The sequence below is a fragment of the Granulicella aggregans genome (genome assembly GCF_025685565.1).
Taxonomy (GTDB): domain Bacteria; phylum Acidobacteriota; class Terriglobia; order Terriglobales; family Acidobacteriaceae; genus Edaphobacter; species Edaphobacter aggregans_B.
The window spans coordinates 1-15,153 of the sequence record NZ_JAGSYE010000009.1; the positions used below are offsets into that span (position 1 = coordinate 1).

General features: G+C 57.2%; 20 protein-coding genes. 12 read left to right on the plus strand and 8 right to left on the minus strand.

Translation table 11 applies throughout. The features are described 5' to 3' along the window. Window positions 1-23: 23 nt before the first annotated feature. Entirely contained in the window at window positions 24-959 is a 936-nt protein-coding gene (locus OHL18_RS23020) for a hypothetical protein (protein WP_263377224.1), read from the minus strand. An 830-nt stretch (window positions 960-1,789) separates the two neighbouring features. Here OHL18_RS23020 and OHL18_RS23025 point away from each other — a divergent pair. Continuing rightward, complete coding sequence (locus tag OHL18_RS23025) at window positions 1,790-2,041, plus strand: hypothetical protein (RefSeq protein ID WP_263377225.1); 252 nt, start codon at window positions 1,790-1,792, stop codon at window positions 2,039-2,041. Beyond that, window positions 2,038-2,448, plus strand: a complete 411-nt coding sequence (locus tag OHL18_RS23030; RefSeq protein ID WP_263377226.1) for a type II toxin-antitoxin system VapC family toxin — start codon at window positions 2,038-2,040, stop codon at window positions 2,446-2,448. The genes OHL18_RS23025 and OHL18_RS23030 overlap by 4 nt, the downstream gene beginning before the upstream one ends. A 282-nt stretch (window positions 2,449-2,730) precedes the next feature. Here the strand turns inward: OHL18_RS23030 and OHL18_RS23035 are convergent, their stop codons facing one another. The 4 genes from OHL18_RS23035 to OHL18_RS23050 are packed head-to-tail and all read right to left on the minus strand — an operon-like array spanning window position 2,731 to window position 5,447. Beyond that, window positions 2,731-3,309: a hypothetical protein gene (locus tag OHL18_RS23035; protein WP_263377227.1), complete on the minus strand. Its 579-nt coding sequence runs from the start codon at window positions 3,307-3,309 to the stop codon at window positions 2,731-2,733. After that, window positions 3,306-4,865, minus strand: coding sequence for a type IV secretory system conjugative DNA transfer family protein (locus OHL18_RS23040; RefSeq protein WP_263377228.1), 1,560 nt, complete (start codon window positions 4,863-4,865; stop codon window positions 3,306-3,308). Before OHL18_RS23040 ends, OHL18_RS23035 begins: the two co-directional genes overlap by 4 nt. 15 nt (window positions 4,866-4,880) lie before the next feature. Further along, on the minus strand, window positions 4,881-5,087 hold the full coding sequence (locus tag OHL18_RS23045; protein ID WP_263377229.1) for a hypothetical protein: 207 nt from the start codon (window positions 5,085-5,087) through the stop codon (window positions 4,881-4,883). Between the two features lie 3 nt (window positions 5,088-5,090). Continuing rightward, a complete protein-coding gene (locus tag OHL18_RS23050) occupies window positions 5,091-5,447 on the minus strand; it encodes a hypothetical protein (RefSeq protein ID WP_263377230.1) in 357 nt (118 codons plus the stop codon). A 116-nt stretch (window positions 5,448-5,563) separates the two neighbouring features. Here OHL18_RS23050 and OHL18_RS23055 point away from each other — a divergent pair, with 116 nt between their 5' ends. After that, window positions 5,564-6,394 carry a hypothetical protein gene (locus tag OHL18_RS23055; RefSeq protein ID WP_263377231.1) on the plus strand — a complete coding sequence of 277 codons (831 nt, stop codon included), beginning with the start codon at window positions 5,564-5,566 and terminating at the stop codon, window positions 6,392-6,394. Between the two features lie 56 nt (window positions 6,395-6,450). Here OHL18_RS23055 and OHL18_RS23060 read toward each other — a convergent pair whose 3' ends face one another. The 3 genes from OHL18_RS23060 to OHL18_RS23070 form a co-directional block, all read right to left on the minus strand. Next, a complete protein-coding gene (locus OHL18_RS23060; RefSeq protein ID WP_263377232.1) occupies window positions 6,451-6,810 on the minus strand; it encodes a hypothetical protein in 360 nt (119 codons plus the stop codon). Between the two features lie 63 nt (window positions 6,811-6,873). Beyond that, entirely contained in the window at window positions 6,874-7,311 is a 438-nt protein-coding gene (locus tag OHL18_RS23065; protein WP_263377233.1) for a hypothetical protein, read from the minus strand. Between the two features lie 103 nt (window positions 7,312-7,414). Next, window positions 7,415-7,711 (minus strand): mobilization protein, encoded by a 297-nt coding sequence (locus OHL18_RS23070; RefSeq protein WP_263377234.1) that lies wholly within the window; start codon window positions 7,709-7,711, stop codon window positions 7,415-7,417. A 358-nt stretch (window positions 7,712-8,069) separates the two neighbouring features. On the opposite strand from OHL18_RS23070, the gene mobQ reads away from it, so the two are divergent. From mobQ to OHL18_RS23115, 9 genes are all read left to right on the plus strand, one after another. After that, window positions 8,070-9,113, plus strand: a complete 1,044-nt coding sequence (gene mobQ / locus OHL18_RS23075; RefSeq protein ID WP_263377235.1) for a MobQ family relaxase — start codon at window positions 8,070-8,072, stop codon at window positions 9,111-9,113. Next, window positions 9,110-9,580 (plus strand): hypothetical protein, encoded by a 471-nt coding sequence (locus tag OHL18_RS23080; protein WP_263377236.1) that lies wholly within the window; start codon window positions 9,110-9,112, stop codon window positions 9,578-9,580. Before mobQ ends, OHL18_RS23080 begins: the two co-directional genes overlap by 4 nt. A 58-nt stretch (window positions 9,581-9,638) precedes the next feature. Then, window positions 9,639-9,959 carry a hypothetical protein gene (locus OHL18_RS23085; protein ID WP_263377237.1) on the plus strand — a complete coding sequence of 107 codons (321 nt, stop codon included), beginning with the start codon at window positions 9,639-9,641 and terminating at the stop codon, window positions 9,957-9,959. 81 nt (window positions 9,960-10,040) lie between these two features. Further along, complete coding sequence (locus OHL18_RS23090) at window positions 10,041-10,691, plus strand: ParA family protein (RefSeq protein WP_263377238.1); 651 nt, start codon at window positions 10,041-10,043, stop codon at window positions 10,689-10,691. Further along, complete coding sequence (locus OHL18_RS23095; RefSeq protein WP_263377239.1) at window positions 10,684-10,932, plus strand: hypothetical protein; 249 nt, start codon at window positions 10,684-10,686, stop codon at window positions 10,930-10,932. The genes OHL18_RS23090 and OHL18_RS23095 overlap by 8 nt, the downstream gene beginning before the upstream one ends. Before the next feature lie 374 nt (window positions 10,933-11,306). Continuing rightward, on the plus strand, window positions 11,307-11,777 hold the full coding sequence (locus OHL18_RS23100; protein ID WP_263377240.1) for a hypothetical protein: 471 nt from the start codon (window positions 11,307-11,309) through the stop codon (window positions 11,775-11,777). 240 nt (window positions 11,778-12,017) lie between these two features. Next, window positions 12,018-12,677: a hypothetical protein gene (locus OHL18_RS23105; protein WP_263377241.1), complete on the plus strand. Its 660-nt coding sequence runs from the start codon at window positions 12,018-12,020 to the stop codon at window positions 12,675-12,677. Then, window positions 12,678-13,343: a recombinase family protein gene (locus OHL18_RS23110; RefSeq protein ID WP_263377242.1), complete on the plus strand. Its 666-nt coding sequence runs from the start codon at window positions 12,678-12,680 to the stop codon at window positions 13,341-13,343. Then, window positions 13,327-14,475 (plus strand): hypothetical protein, encoded by a 1,149-nt coding sequence (locus OHL18_RS23115; RefSeq protein WP_263377243.1) that lies wholly within the window; start codon window positions 13,327-13,329, stop codon window positions 14,473-14,475. Before OHL18_RS23110 ends, OHL18_RS23115 begins: the two co-directional genes overlap by 17 nt. Window positions 14,476-15,153: the final 678 nt, after the last annotated feature.

The following is a 15,153-nucleotide window of genomic DNA, read 5'->3' on the forward strand; positions in this document are numbered from 1 at the left end:
GGCGATTAGTGCCAGGCCGAAAGTCAGTTGCCGAAGACCGAATAAACCACCCGAAGCGGCATCGGCATTGCTTTCTTTCTCAGCTCCCAATAAGTTTTGAAGCCGTTTGAAAGCTGGTAGCTCCACGCTTTCGGCTCGGTGTGATTTCCGGCGCAATAGCTATCGGTTTCGTGGTCTGTGTGTCCCGCGCCTGTCACTGCCTTTGTATTCAGGTCGATGGTGAAAACTTCCGTTGCGCAGAGGTCATCCTTCCGCATCACTATTGCATCGGCCGTCCAGCTCTGAACGTCATAATCGACCACATCAGCCATCATGGTTGTGCCGGAGACTGATGCCAGGGCTTCCGTGCATTTGTTTGCAGCCCTATCACAGACGATTTTCGAGGTCTGGAGAGGGTCTGCAATCGTGTCGTCGGTTAGATCCGTCCGCGTCCATGTGCCAGTGACCATGACACCGCCATTCCAGGTTTTCGTCAGGTCTTGAAAGCTGGCCATGCCAACCGGCACCTGCGTATCGACATAAAGATTCATGGCCATGACCAAGCCCAACAACACGAAAAGAGCACTCACCAGGCAGCAGAGGCCTACAAACACTTTCTTCGGCCTCGTGAGCGTGGCCCACGGCACGACCGCGCGGAACCCAACGATTTGCGCCCGGACGACATAGACCAGGACGAACACTGCAAACCAAGCGAAAGGGATTGGGGCGAGGGCGACAATCGCCATGTTTTCTTTGTCGCCTTCCATCCACGTTCTGTAGGTCTTCGCCGCTTTCGCTTCGCAGCTATCCTCGCCCTGCTTGGCTTGTGTGGCAGGAACGCAAAAACTCTGCTCTTGCTTCACCCAGAAATTGGCAGTTTTCACTGTGTCATTGTGCGTGTGAATGGCCGCACCTACCGCCCAAATCACCGAAAGCAAAATGCCGATAAGCACCCATCGGTTCAGCCGCAGTTTTCGCATAAGCGAGCGTACACCAGGACGGATTAGGCAATTACGGCACATCACAATCGGCCAGAAATGCCCCAGGAAGCCGCCAAAACCGAAATTTCATAGTGCAGTACCAAAAAATCGCAAAAACCTCTCCACGGGCCTCTAATGCGCGGGAACAAGCCTTCTTCGTGGGGCGAAGCTTGCCCCACAGGATTTATCGCTTTCAGGCCAGGGCTGGGGGTGGTCAGGGGTAGTTTATAAACTTGAATTCTTCAAGAGACTTCGATTCCTCTGGGGTGAGTCCTGCAACGTATTCACGCGACGTTTTGCGGAGCCAGTAGACAAGGACGATGCCGACCGGCAGCAACGCGTACAGGATAGGGAACCAGAACCCCGATGCTGCGAGGAGTGCAGGCACCGTGAGGAAGAGATACAGCATTTTCCGTTCAGTTCTAATCATGCCGCAAATAATAGGGGTTTCCAGCCAGGCTGCAAGAAAAGATTGGGGGAGGCCTGCTGCCTCCCCCATGAACGTAGACGAAAACGTCGGAGCCGCTACCCGCGACCGCGATTGATGAATTCCTCAGAAGTGGCCTTGTCACTGGCCCGCGCGAGGTCATACCCCGAAAATCACCTGTGAAAAAAAAGAAGGCTTGAGGGGAAGCGGTTGGGAGTGGCTTAGCCACCCCCGGATGGCTAAGCCATCACTACCAGCCCCGGCCTCCAGCTCGGCGCTCGGGTTGCATCCCTGCATTGCCCTATCCTCCGGCTGGCCCGTTTGCACATTACACCCGGTCTACAGCCAGGCAAAGCCTATTCTTCAGTTGACACCACCCCCGGCTCTTCCTACCCTGAAAACTATGGAAATCACTCTCACCGTCGAGCAGGAAGCCCAGCTTACTCACATCGCCGCCTTGGAAGGCAAAGGCGCGGACGAGCTGGCGCGTGAGGTTTTTCTGCGCGGCCTTCAGGTTGAAGCAAACCTTGTTGCATCCCGGCCGCGGCCGACCGAGGGACAGGAAGCCGCGGCGCGGATGCTGCAATTGCGCCAGGGCAACATGCTCCCCGATGGGGTGAGCATCCAAGACCTCATGCGTGAAGGCCGGGCTTGACGGTCTTCGTTCTCGACAATTCCGTCACGATGCGATGGTGCTTTCAGAATGCAGCGCACCCCTACGCCGATGGCGTACTACAGCAGCTCGCGACCGGTGCGGCCCTAGTGCCGGTGCTGTGGCGTTACGAAGTGAGCGCGGTTCTGGCGAAGTCGCAGAAGGACGGCATTCTGACAGAGCTTCGGGTTGATGAGTTTCTGGCGACCTTGAACAGGCTGAATATCATGATGGACCCGGACAGCTCCGACCGCATCCTTACCGATGTTCATCGTTTGGCCGTCACGTACCGGCTTACGTCCTATGATGCGTCTTACCTGGAGCTGGCGCAGCGTAAGAATCTTCCTCTGGCGACCCTCGACAACGAGCTGATAGCCGCCTGCAAAGCGTCCGGCGTGGCGCTTCTCTAGCCCCACGTCATCGTCCTTTTGAATTTTGTTGCAGAAATCAAAAAGCCGCCTATGCTGGCGCAATGGCGAACTGGAACAGCAACGGCTTCTTAGGGGTGTACGCGGACCTTCTGGAGAAGACAGAACCGCCCAAAGAGGACAAGCTTGAAACGTTGAAGGAGCTACGCCTCCGGCGACACGAGCAACGCCAGGCCAAGCAAAAATCCAAACCCCCAGCCCTGGCAGCAAAGCGTTAAATCCCGGGGGGTTCAAAAGGGGGGCAGAGCCCCCCTTTTCTCGCTTTTAGAAATTTTCGTCTCGCCGGTTCCGCAGCATGGCGGCCGCATAATCCGGCAGGTTTCGCGTTGCGTCATGAAGCGAAGGCGACGAGCTGGCCCGGCCGACCAGATACTCCGTCGGCGAGGCTTGCTCTTCAACCTGGCGCCCTGAGTTATCCGAGCTGCGACGGCGCCGCCGAAAGAGGACCTTGCACAGCGCGACGACAAGGTAGAGGGCCGAGAGAAGCCAGACGATGACATAAGCCATCGTCACGGTCTCATCGTTCGCCGTGTGCAGCGTAGGCAGGAAGACGAGCAGCGCGGCCGCCATCAGCATCGACAGCCAGGGCGTGCGATTGAGCCGGGCTTGCACGTCCTCTTCGCTTCCGCCCATCGCTTCCCAGCGAGCCATCCACCGCTTGTAGTGGCTGACCTCGATAACCGAGTTGCCGGTCGCGACCGCGAACATCACGGCAATGGCCGCCATCCAGACGGGAATGTGACCTTGTGAGCAGCCCAGGAGAACGGCCGCATATACCCCGAACAGCACGAGTGCAACGAACGGGGTGCCTGTGATGCGTGCGAGAGCTGAAGGTGGTTTCATCGCTGTCTAAATACCCCCATGAGGATGTTGCTGCCGCTTGCCTTGAAGCCAGGTCCCGTTCTGTACCAAAGGCCCGTCACTTCGTAGTCGTTCTGCTTTCCGCCCGTCTTGAACATCCGGGCGAACTCTCCAGGCTCGATGACGTATTCAATCGCTTCCGTGCAGCCGTAGGTCTCGGTAGTGCCGGTGGTTTGGCCTCGATTGGAGCCCCAATTGCTTCCGCTCGACGACCCGGAGCCGAAGCCGCTGCTGGAGGATTGACCCCCGTGGCTGTGATTGTGCGAGCTGTTATCGCCTGCGCTTTCGCCTGCCGACATGCCGAAATTTAGGTTTGCAGAAGACCCCTTGTTGTAGCTCTTGCGTTGCGTCACGGCTTTGCCAATCACGCGAGCGGCGTACTCATTCGTGTCAGGGCAGGAGTTGGAGTGGAAGAGAAAGTGTCCGAATTTACCCACGAGCTGGTGAGCAGCATCGCGTGGCATGTCGCCACCCATTTTGCTGTAGTAGTTCGGCAGCGATTGCGTCAGGTTGACCACGCAGGCCCGCGAATCGCGGCACACAGAGAGGAATTCTCCATCGTAGGAAGTGACTGTCTCCTGCGCTTCGTCTGAGAAGAGAAAGACGCTGCGCTCGCGATGCTCAGGAGCCAGGCTGTTGCGGTTCAGGATGGCGCGTTGCGTGAAGAACTTGAGGATTTTCTGGGCAATGACTCCATCCGTGTTCCAGGTAAGCGTCGGCATCGCCAAGAGGATGCACGCCCCATGAAACGTCATCTCAGGAACCACCGTTGTCCGGCCGCAGAAGACGCGTTGCAGCCTGCCATGCATGAAGCGGTCGAGCGCGGTTGTCACTGAGGCGACGATATTGCCGCGTGTCTTGTCAGGGATAGCGGGGAAACGCTCTCCCCAATAGTCGATGATGTTTCGCATCGCGCCTTCGCCCAGCGGCACTTTCGGCCGCAGCGCGGCCATCTTCATCACTTCGTAGAGAAACGAGCGCTCCTGCCATTCGGTGTCTTTCGCATCCTTCACGCTCGGAGCGGCCGAGCTGATGAAGCGGATGATGTGAGGAATGGTGACGCTGCCAAAAGCCGCGTAGATAGGCGGAATGGTGTAGCGCAGGGCCTCTCGTGTCGATTCCATCCAGAACGGATCTCCGCCGCTCTGCTTTGCGCCTGGGCTGCTTGACTTGCAGGCTTCGAGAACCAGCATCAGGCACTCAACGACCGACCCAATCCCATCCGTCCCGTGACGGCCCAGCTCATAGTCGAGAAAATTGAAGCCCTGATTTTCATCGAACAGTACGATGGAGCGCTCACGCCCGTGTTTCTTTGCGTAGCCCTGCCACATGGCAATATCCGAAAATTTCGCGATGGTGACGACCCCGCCCATGCCGGCACGAAGATACGCGCCGGCAATGGCCTGGCCGGAGCCAGAAGTCTTTCCGCTACCGACAGCCCCGAAGATGTGACACCCACGATGCGCTGCCTCAAGAGTCAGCACATCGTGGGGTGACAGCCTTAGCAGCGGAGTGTTCAAGTCTTTTACAAAGCTCATATCCGCCCCCAAGGGTTAGCGTTCCATGTCGATTTCCGGCTCGCGCTCGATAGTCCGCTCGCTGCTGCCGAACGATTTGCCATCTGACTGCGGCCAGGGGAAGGGTTCGTTATCTCCCAGCGAGCGGCCCCACATCGGCTCCTCGACAACCTTCTCGCGGATGTCGGCAACGGCATCCGCGAGACCTTTCTGCAGTTGCTCACTGAAGCTGCGTTGCGCCATCGCTTACCCCCGCTTCCGGTGAAAGAGACCAACGACTCCGGCCGGAGCGCAGAGGAACCCAGGCAGAGATGTCGGAATTGCTGTAAGCCCGGCTACGATAGCTGCCTTGATGAACGCCGACTCGTTGTCGTCGCCGTACCATTTCTTCTGCGCCATGAACGTAACCACGCCGAGGCCCGCAGCCACAGCGAGGGTAAGAGGGATGATGAATCCCGCCGTCGCGATATCGCTTGCAAACAGCATCGTGTCTACGCCGACCGTCAGCAGGGCCATGCCCGGATGAAGGCCGAATTTGCTTGTGAAGCCGCGCCCCATTGCCGCGTCGGAGCTGCGTCCTGGTGATATCACTTCAGCTTTCATGATTCCCCCTCTGGGGTGTTGCCCCATGTTCTAACTCACCATCGCAAGAATGAAGTCGCGGGAGGAAGCACAATCGGCGTGTCGATAAGCGCCGATGCGACAATTAGCGATTGACGATGAGCGCCCCCAAAAACAACAAACTGGTGCCTCTGAGAAAGGCGGCCATCGAGCCCGGGCTTATTCACGCCCAAGTCGAAACCTTGCACCGCAGTGCGGCGCTGGAAAATCAGAAAAACGCCAAAGAGCTTCTGTCATACCTAGTGAATTGGTCACTCACAAACGACACACCGCCTACAGTGCAGGAGATAACCGAAGGACTCGGCCGGAAGTACGACCGTGGCAGTCCCCTTGTTCGCAATACGGCGAACCGCCTCAGAAACATGCTTGAAGACCATTACGCTTCGGCCGGTCCGGACGAAATTTGGCTTGTTCTGCCGCCCCGCAGTTACATGGTCTATACGCCACGTCCACGCCGGGTGAAGGCAGCCAGCCCCAACAATCTGCACTGTTTATTCGGTCGAGTGGATGCCTGCATAACGGAACCGGCTGAGATGGAGGACGTTTCCATAGTTATTGCGGTACGCGGTCGAATCGACGCGCTCGATGCCGATTTGCGGGTCTGGCTAGTGGTTTACATCAACAAAAAGTATTTCCTCCAATGTCGTGTGAGCCGAAGAACCCCCGCGTGGGAGCATGAAATTAGATGTGAAATTATCCCTTGGGTGCCAGGAGAGGGAAGAGTGTTCAACATAATGCTAGTGGCAGCAGACAGCGACGGAGATTATGCGATGTATGGTCACTGGAGAACCTTCGGAACCCGTGTCGTCATGGAGAGGCTCCCCTCGGATATCTGGGTGCTAGACACGAGGAAAATAACGCGCAACAACCTCCGCCGTGGGTATTCAATTCCCACACCGCCAGTTTCCACAACGGAACAATGGTCCTAGTGCATCCCAGATTGCGAAGCTCAAAAAGCTATCGGTCGTCGAGGTCGAAGACAGACTTACCGACCGCCACGGTCGCTGCTGGGTTTTCCCGCCCATTTCTTGGCCGCTGTCTGCCCTTCCCTATGCTCGCGCTGCGCTGCATAGATTTCTTGAGCAGTCATTCCGTCTTTGAGTTCGGGCACATCTCGGAGCGCGTCTCCCCACCTTCTGTGGTACTCGGCAGACCGCTCTTGCGCCTCTTCTCGGCTTATATGGCCTGTGAGAAACCCTGTAACGAGTTCGGTTGCATCAATGATGCGTAGCTCCGCTTCTTTCATCACCCGGCGAGATTCTTCATTGAGCCACTGGCGCAAGTCTTCCGGCTGCGGCCATGGCGCATGTTCGTCCGAATCTTGGATATGGGGCTTTCGAGCCACGGCGTTCTCCATCGCTATGAATGAAGCCGTTGACTTTAGCTGCCAGACTCGGTTGTTGCAAGACTAGTTGTTTATGACAGTATTTCCGGCACTATTGATGTTTATAGTGGCTCCTGGCCTAGCGAGTATGGCCGCTGGAAGCGGTGCGCTAAGCCTCTTGTAGCAGACCCACCAGACCACGACGAACCCCAGCAAGGCAAAGCCGTTGGCTCCGGCCGCCCAATAAATGAGCTTCTTGAATTCGGGGATTTGTGGGCCTACGGACGAACCAACTACACCAGTTGAAATAGCCCCAAGCACATTCAAAATCGCAAACAGAATGCAAATTGGCTTCAGCATGGGCCTTACGCTTTGGTCTATTTCCGAGCCAAAAATCCAACCCATAGCCAGAACATTCGAGCTTGCAAAAAAGGTGTACCAGGTCATGTAGACCTCGATGATTTTGCGCGCCCACTCCCCCACTTCATTGCCAGAAGTCACGACTACGTGCGTCGGGTCCATTTGGAACCTTTCCACTCCAAGGATTTACATATGGCCGACAGCATAACAGCCAGCCTCGGCACCTAAGCGTTAAATCCCAAGGCGCTATAAGCCCTCGATGGGCTTATGCGCGTTGCCGCTCCCGTTCATCCTCCAGGGGCGCGTCCTGCTTTTCGACCGGCGGCAATCCGAACAGCGCCCGGTCGTTGTCACGCACCAGAAAGACCCGCAGCTCTCCCTGCAAGCGTGCAGCGAAGTCGCTATCTTTCGCAGCCCATTCCAGCACGGCGGCACCGGCAAGAATCTTCCGCCGTGTGTCGTCCCGGCGCTCACCAGCCTTGAGCTTGTTCTGTTCCCTGCGGATTCGCGCGTTGACCGCGTTGCGCTTCTCCATGAGCTGTTTCAGTTTGTCAGGCTGCATGACTAGCTCTCCTGTTTTCTGGGGTTGCTAAAAATATCACAGCACTATAGCAATCTCTAAACTTCTGGCTTCTACAATTTTCACTCCAATGCTACCCTCATCTCGAAAGGGTAGAAATACCGAAGGGCGCACTGATGCAAACTGCGTTTGCGTGCGGCAGGGATTTAGCTCCCTGCACTACTACGAGGGGCGTTCCTGCCCCATCGACCCAGACCAACCCTGCGCGGATTGGATGCCGTGAACCTTTCGCGGTTCAATCACGACCAGGAGGGGCGGCCCTGCCCCTCTGGACTCCCTCCCAACCGTGCGCCGGTTGGATGCGCGACGGGACTTCCCTTCCCTGCCCCTTGGAGGCGGCATGACGACCGCGAGCTGGTATCACTCCACCATGAAGACCATAAGCCGTTCGGCGGGCCGCTCCGTCGTTGCGGCCGCAGCGTATCGCATGGGCGAATGTTTCCATGACGAGCTGCACGACATCGTTCATGACTACACCCGCAAGAGCGGCGTTGAAGCCGCCTTCACCGTAGCGCCCGTGGACGCGCCCGAGTGGGTGCATGACCCCGAGGCACTATGGAACGCGGCCGAGCAAGCCGAGACACGCAAGAACAGCACCGTGGGCCGGGAGATAGAGCTGGCGCTGCCTTCCCTTCTCTCCCTTCCCGACCGTCAGCGCATCGTGGAACGTTTCGCGGGCGAGCTGGTAGACCGCTACGGCGTTGCCGTATCGGTCGCCCTCCATGCTCCGAGCCGCGACGGTGACGACCGCAATTACCACGCGCATATTCTCTTCACCACGCGGGAGGTTACGCCAAGCGGGATGGGAAAAAAGACCCGCATCCTAGACGACCGCAGCACCGGCAGAAAGGAAGTCGTGAAGCTCCGCGAGCTGGCGGCCGACTTCATCAACGAAGCGCTTGCGGCCGTCAATTCCGACCTCCGCGTTGACCATCGTTCGTTTGAAGAGCGCGGCATCGAGCGCGAGGGAACCATTCATCTAGGCCCCAAGGCCAGCGGCCAGGAGCGGCGCGGCGAGGCCACACGAGCGGGCGATTACAACCGCCACGTCGAGCAGTACAACGCGCTTTTAGCGGAGCGGCGGGAGCTGGAGACCGCCATCAGCCAGGAGCGCGAGCGCATTACATCCCCGGCCCAGGACCAGCCGACCGCCCAGGAGCGCGTACGGGCCGCCGCCGCGCCCTTCATCGGGGCGATTGAAGCGCATGGGGCCGTGCCGGAGATCCATGCGGATGGGTTTACTTGGTGGCAACGCGCGGCCGGACGCATAGCGCAGGCCCGTGACGCAGCCCTTGGATTGGCTGTAAAAGCTGCCGAATACTGGCGACGACGAGCGCAGGAGCCGGGCGAACTGGCCCGCGAGATTGGAGAGCTAGAGCGATGACCGAAGAGCTGGATAAGGCCGGGTTTGGCCGTTTATGGAGCGGAAGCACGGGGCGGGAGAAGGGCCGTCGCGAGTCTGACCGGGAAACCTCACCCTCTCCGGCCGACGAAGGCGACATGCCCCTGTTCAATCACGACCGCACATATTCCGCCGTCGAGTTTCGCGACAATGCGACCAGGCTTCACATCCAGAGTGCTTCCCTGCCCTCTCGATTTCCTGCCTATACCTATCTGCTCGACATCATCTACGACCACGATGAGGATTCGATTTTCACGCTGGTTTACTCCTTCATGGTCGTCGAAGTCACCGGCCGGAACCTCTGGCCCATCGTCCACGCCATCGACTATGGCCGATGCAAGCATATCCGGGAGTTTCACAAAGACCTCTACGACCCGCCAGCAAAGGATGCCCCGATAGTTGAGTCCATCAAGGTAACGGCCGCTGCCTTGCCCTCCGGCGAAAAGTAAGAAATCTTGCTTTCTTGCATTCAAGATAGGGCTGTCAAACCTCCCGTATGATGGCCCAATGGATGAGCACAGCATAAGTTCTCTCGATGAAGCATTCGGCAAGCTCATAGAGCGCATGGGCAAAATTGATGAATCGAACTGGGGGCCGTGGAAGCTCAATCGCGACACGAAGCGGATATACATGGAGTTCCCCCCGGCAACCTATCATCTGCCTCTTTCGGACTTGAGGCCCGATGTCCTCTTTGGCACGCTACGCGACCTGGAAGTCAAAACGTGGGCAGATAACGACTGCTTGGGCGGCCTCGTGCGGGCGGCGTTCGAGATTCAACGAGCGAGTGACGACCCGATTCATACGACACCGACCACGCCCAGCGCGTAGCGTTGTCGCAAGTTCCCTTGCAATAAAGAAAGCAAGATATATAGTTATAAAGAAATCTTGCAATCTTGAAACCAAGGAATCATGCAGACTATCATCATCAATTCGCAGAAGGGCGGCAGCGGCAAGACCATGTTGTCTGTCCATATCTCAACCCAGGCGGAACGCGACGGCGACGGCCCGGTCTACCTCATCGACACCGACCCGCAGGGAACGCTCACCCAATGGCATAACTTGCGGGAGGCTGAAACGCCGCAGCGCGTCGAGCTGCCATTCGCAGCCATAGGGCAGGGCCTCACTAAGCTTGAAGAACGCGGAGCCCGTTATTGCTTTGTCGATACCGCGCCGAGCAGGGGAGAGGACGTGCTGTCCCTGCTTAGGCTCGCCGACCTAGTCATTGTGCCGGTGCAGCCCAGCCCTTCCGACATCTGGTCGGCCGCCGCAACCTTCCAGCTCCTCAAGGCTGAACACATCCCGTTCGTCTTCGTCATGATGCGCACCAAGGTCAATGCGAGCATCACGGCGCAGTCGGTCGCCTTGCTCTCTAAATTCGGGGAAGTTGCCCCGACATTCGTTGCTGACCGCACGGCCTATGCCGCGTCGATGACGGACGGCCGCACCGCCCAGGAGCTTCTGGCCAAAGGCCCAGCCGCCCAGGAAATGACGGCGCTATGGAAGAACATCAAAGCCTGCATCCCGACCCAGGCCAAGCGAAAGGAAGTAGCCAATGGCTAAAGCAGCCGCACTCGACATCGACCTTGCCGCGCCCACGCATCAGCCCCCGGCCGCAACCAGCCCGCGCACAATGAAGGAGAAGGGCAGGGAAGCGGAGCCGTCCAAGAACGATACGCCGGTCAATTTCCGCTGGCCCGCAGCGGAAGTGAAGGCGTTGAAGAGGGCCGCGCTCGAAGCCGACATGACCCAGCAAGATTACTTGCTATCTTGCTTTCATGCTTTCTTGCAGGCGAAATCCTAGCGAAAACACCGAGAAGAAAAACAAATGGCTGTCGCAAATGAGGATTTGCGACAGCCATTTCACAGCTATGCCCGCAACGTGATATAATGGATAGAGATAGGCGCTTTTTTAGGTCTATCGAATGGCCGTTTCTGGTCGGTAACTAGCTAGTTCTCCCACGCGTTCGTTTTCTAAAAGAGCGCACTTGTGTCTTCTAAGCGTTGGACGCGCTCAGAGACGTTTCAACCAGCAGACGAATCGACGGCGCAAAAAAAGACCCTTTTTCCAAGGGCGGGTTTTTTCTGCTTTTTCGAGAATATCCCCTATTCTCGCGTTCGTCAATTCGTGCTGCTGGTTACTAACGCACTACCAGCCCCCTGAGGAGGGGGTAGCGAATGACCAAGCAAGCCAGTTTCACCGCAGTTTGCCTGCTGTCCTTATCGACAGCACTCGCATTCGGACAGGCTGTAAGTCCGACTGACAACCATGTTGCCGCACAACTCGAAGCTCATCACGAACCGCTCCGCAGCGGTAGTGAAGTCTCCTTCAAGATGAAGCTCGACACGCCTTTGCCAGAGGGAGCCTACTTCCAAGTACGGCTGTCTCCGGTTCTGGTAGACCAGGAGCTTACCGTCGCTTCCGGTGAACCCACCAACCGTGAGCGCACGGAATTCCTGCTTCATGCCAAGTTGCCGGACAAGGCTGTTCCGGGAGAGTGGCGAATCAAAATCGTTTACTTGTTCCTGGCCGGAACAGGATGGACGAGCAACACGCTGGCGACCAACGACCTTCGTTTCACGGTCGAAGGCCCGAAGCTCGAAATCCCGACGAAGGCAACGGCGACTCTCGTCGCCTCTAACAAGTAAGACCAGGCTGTCGGGCCTACCTCTCTGAGGTAGGCCCCAGGCTTTTCAAGCCTACCCCATATGCAACATTGCAAGATTTCTTGCTTTCTTGCACGAAATATGGTCAACTGCAATAATCCAAACGGACGTTTGCAAATATTGCACTAGCGCCCTCCTTTAGATACATATGGCATCAACACTGACAAAAACACCCATACAATGTAATGGTCACAGCTACCAGCCCAAGCTATAGGGGGTCTCATGCAGGCAGAGCGGATAGAGATTAGTCCTCCACAACAAACGCAGTACATTCAACGTCGCGGGGGTCGGACGCTTTATCACGGGGTTAGGCTCGCTCGGAGTCTGGACGTTGAGCCTAACCTTCTTGTAACTATCAACTTTTGGGAAACCTCGCTAACCATCTTTGAAATGGGACCGGCGTTCCTTGAAATGCGCCGGAAGTTCGTCCGCTGGATAAAGAACCCATCTCGTAAGTTCGCCGCTTTTGCTGCGGTTCCTACCTTTCTTTGGGTGCTTGAGAACCCGGAAGATAGAGGTCACTTTCACGCGCACTGGCTTGTCCATGTACCGCCCGCTCGGGAACAAGATTTCACTCGAAAGCTGGATGGATGGCTCAAAAGCGTTGCGGCTAAGAACTACACTCCTCAGCCGATTCATATCGAGGAAGTGCCCGCGCTGCTCGGCGCAGGTAAGTATCTGCTCAAAGGGCAGTTTCCCTCCATCGCCAGGTACTACGGCATAGACCCGGAACCCCAAGGCTGGATACCCGGCACTAAGCGCAGCGGCACGAGTAAGAATCTTGGCCCTACCGAGCACGAAAAAGCATGGCGTTCGGGAAGGCATAAGCGCCCGGAAAATTGGCGGCAAGGCAAATACCCACCCCGAAACCGAGTCAACTAGATGTCAGCCTTTATTGCATATTTCCGAGTGTCTACCGACCGACAGGGAGCCAGTGGGCTAGGGCTAGAGGCACAGCGTGCAGCGGTGCTTCAGCATATTGGGACAGGGAAGCTCACTGCCGAATACACCGAGGTCGAGAGCGGCAAGAAGCACACGAATCGCCCCCAGCTTCTCGCGGCTCTGCAAGAGTGCCGCAGGAAGAAAGCCACTCTGATTATCGCGAAGCTTGACCGGCTCGGTCGCAACGTCGCCTTTATCTCAGCCCTCATGGATGGCGGCGTGGACTTCGTATGTTGTGACAATCCCCATGCGAACCGCCTGATGCTCCACATGCTGGCCGCTTTTGCGGAGCATGAACGCGAGCAAATCTCACATCGCACCAAAGCCGCTTTGAAGGCAGCTAAGGCGCGAGGCATACAGCTCGGCAATCCCCGGCCGCAGGAAGCTCTCAGCCTTGCCCGCGCCGTCCACGTCGCCCGCAGGCCCGCGCCGGAGATCCTCAACATCATGCGCAGCCTGGAAGGGCAGGGGATGAGCTACCGTGCGATCGCACGCGAGCTAAACCAGCTCAACATCCGCACCGGCCGAGGTTGCCAGTGGTTCGGAGCCACAGTAAAAGCAGCATTGCAACAACAGGAAAGCGACACGCATGACAAAGCAGCCTAAGACAGCCAAACCGGTTTCCCGCACCATCGTGCCGAAGGAAACGGAGGGCGCAGACAGGTTGCCAAAACCGACCGCCGCTGAATATGAAAACAGGCAGCTCAGCCTTTTTCAGACTTTTCTAGCCAATACCGATGAACAGCGGGACTCGCTCTCCAACGCCATCGACCTATGGGACAGCGTGCCGCGCTACTCTGTCAGCCGCCAGGCCATGACCAAAGCCCGCATCAATGACCGCTTCCTTGAGAAGCACGAGGCAGGGTTTCAATATCGGCAACGCATGTATACGCGGACTATCTATGCGGCCCGCGTCACCGACCCGGACGGCGTAGACCGCGACTACTACCCGAGCGCGACCGAAGAGCTGGTGGAAGATGCGCTGCGCAAGCTCGCTATTGACCAGCAGGCCGGGTTTTTCGATAAGCCCAACTATCGGAGCGGGGTCTCGTTCACGCTCTATGCTCTTCGTGAAGAGCTGCAAAGGCGCGGGCACACACGCTCTTATCAGGAAATCGTGCAGGCGCTCAACATCCTCTCTCAGTGCGTCGTAGACATCAGGCCCAATGATGGCAGCAGCGAGGGAATGGTCAGGTCAACCTATCTGCCGACACTGGCGGCCGTCTCCCGCAATAAGCTCCGCGAAGACCCTAAAGCCCGCTGGATGGTTCAGTTCCATCCCCTCGTAACCGGCAGTATCGACCAGGTGACCTACCGGCAATTCAACTATCACCTGATGATGAGCCACAGCACCCAGCTCGCCCGCTGGCTTCACAAGCAGCTCGCTCTCAAATACACCTTTGCTCACCATCTCAAGCCTTTCGACATGCTCTACAGCACCGTCAAGCGTGACAGTGGCCTCTTAGACGAATATGCGCGAGGACGCAGAGGCATTGAGAAGCTGGAGGCTGCGTTTCGCGAGCTGACCGCACGCGGAGTCTTGCTCAGCTACAGGCGCGAGGATAAGACAGGCCCACGCGGAAAGCTGCTCGATGTTGAGTTCACTTTGCATCCTCATTCCGACTTCATCTACGACATGAAAGCCTCCAACAAACGCCTTGGCGATGACCAGAAGTCGGTAGGTATAGGGGGCGGGTCGAGCCCAAAACCGGTAGGTATAGGGGGCGGGTCGCGGTAGGTATAGGGGGCGGGTGGCCTTTTTGTCACAGGTTTCTAGCCCCTCACCGGTAGGTATAGGGGGCGGGTCAAGCCAAAACCGGTAGGTATAGGGGGCGGGTCGTCACTTATCCACAGCTTAAAGTCCCAAAACCGGTAGGTATAGGGGGCGGGTCGAGACGAAACCGGTAGGTATAGGGGGCGGGTGAAAGCAACTCGGTAGGTATAGGGGGCGGGTCAAGACACTAAACACAATGAAATCAGTGATTTCCAAGCCCTTAGTCTTTTAGTCTTTATCTTTACCCTTCTATCTAATCGTGGTTCTCGGCATCCAAAACCACAAAAAACAGCAACAACAACCAGAACAAACAACAGCGGCCACACCCGAAAATCCAGTAAAGGCCGCTACGCGCCGCTTACGCGGTGGCCGATGAAACCGGCCAGCCTTGACAGGATTTTGCGTGCGCGGCAGAAACTCGACATCCAGTTTTTCTGCGAAAAACATGGGTTTTTCAAGATAGGAACAAGAGCAAAAACAAAGGCTACCTGATGAAGGACAAGGCGATTAGTGCCAGGCCGAAAGTCAGTTGCCGAAGACCGAATAAACCACCCGAAGCGGCATCGGCATTGCTTTCTTTCTCAGCTCCCAATAAGTTTTGAAGCCGTTTGAAAGCTGGTAGCTCCACGCTTTCGGCTCGGT

What these genes read in the sequence shown, in the direction of transcription:
- OHL18_RS23020 (WP_263377224.1), bottom strand. Translation starts at nt 959, where the DNA reads ATGCGAAAACTGCGGCTGAACCGATGGGTGCTTATCGGCATTTTGCTT.
- OHL18_RS23025 (WP_263377225.1), top strand. Translation starts at nt 1,790, where the DNA reads ATGGAAATCACTCTCACCGTCGAGCAGGAAGCCCAGCTTACTCACATC.
- OHL18_RS23035 (WP_263377227.1), bottom strand. Translation starts at nt 3,309, where the DNA reads ATGAAACCACCTTCAGCTCTCGCACGCATCACAGGCACCCCGTTCGTT.
- OHL18_RS23040 (WP_263377228.1), bottom strand. Translation starts at nt 4,865, where the DNA reads ATGAGCTTTGTAAAAGACTTGAACACTCCGCTGCTAAGGCTGTCACCC.
- OHL18_RS23045 (WP_263377229.1), bottom strand. Translation starts at nt 5,087, where the DNA reads ATGGCGCAACGCAGCTTCAGTGAGCAACTGCAGAAAGGTCTCGCGGAT.
- OHL18_RS23050 (WP_263377230.1), bottom strand. Translation starts at nt 5,447, where the DNA reads ATGAAAGCTGAAGTGATATCACCAGGACGCAGCTCCGACGCGGCAATG.
- OHL18_RS23055 (WP_263377231.1), top strand. Translation starts at nt 5,564, where the DNA reads ATGAGCGCCCCCAAAAACAACAAACTGGTGCCTCTGAGAAAGGCGGCC.
- OHL18_RS23065 (WP_263377233.1), bottom strand. Translation starts at nt 7,311, where the DNA reads ATGGACCCGACGCACGTAGTCGTGACTTCTGGCAATGAAGTGGGGGAG.
- OHL18_RS23070 (WP_263377234.1), bottom strand. Translation starts at nt 7,711, where the DNA reads ATGCAGCCTGACAAACTGAAACAGCTCATGGAGAAGCGCAACGCGGTC.
- mobQ (WP_263377235.1), top strand. Translation starts at nt 8,070, where the DNA reads ATGACGACCGCGAGCTGGTATCACTCCACCATGAAGACCATAAGCCGT.
- OHL18_RS23080 (WP_263377236.1), top strand. Translation starts at nt 9,110, where the DNA reads ATGACCGAAGAGCTGGATAAGGCCGGGTTTGGCCGTTTATGGAGCGGA.
- OHL18_RS23085 (WP_263377237.1), top strand. Translation starts at nt 9,639, where the DNA reads ATGGATGAGCACAGCATAAGTTCTCTCGATGAAGCATTCGGCAAGCTC.
- OHL18_RS23090 (WP_263377238.1), top strand. Translation starts at nt 10,041, where the DNA reads ATGCAGACTATCATCATCAATTCGCAGAAGGGCGGCAGCGGCAAGACC.
- OHL18_RS23095 (WP_263377239.1), top strand. Translation starts at nt 10,684, where the DNA reads ATGGCTAAAGCAGCCGCACTCGACATCGACCTTGCCGCGCCCACGCAT.
- OHL18_RS23100 (WP_263377240.1), top strand. Translation starts at nt 11,307, where the DNA reads ATGACCAAGCAAGCCAGTTTCACCGCAGTTTGCCTGCTGTCCTTATCG.
- OHL18_RS23105 (WP_263377241.1), top strand. Translation starts at nt 12,018, where the DNA reads ATGCAGGCAGAGCGGATAGAGATTAGTCCTCCACAACAAACGCAGTAC.
- OHL18_RS23110 (WP_263377242.1), top strand. Translation starts at nt 12,678, where the DNA reads ATGTCAGCCTTTATTGCATATTTCCGAGTGTCTACCGACCGACAGGGA.
- OHL18_RS23115 (WP_263377243.1), top strand. Translation starts at nt 13,327, where the DNA reads ATGACAAAGCAGCCTAAGACAGCCAAACCGGTTTCCCGCACCATCGTG.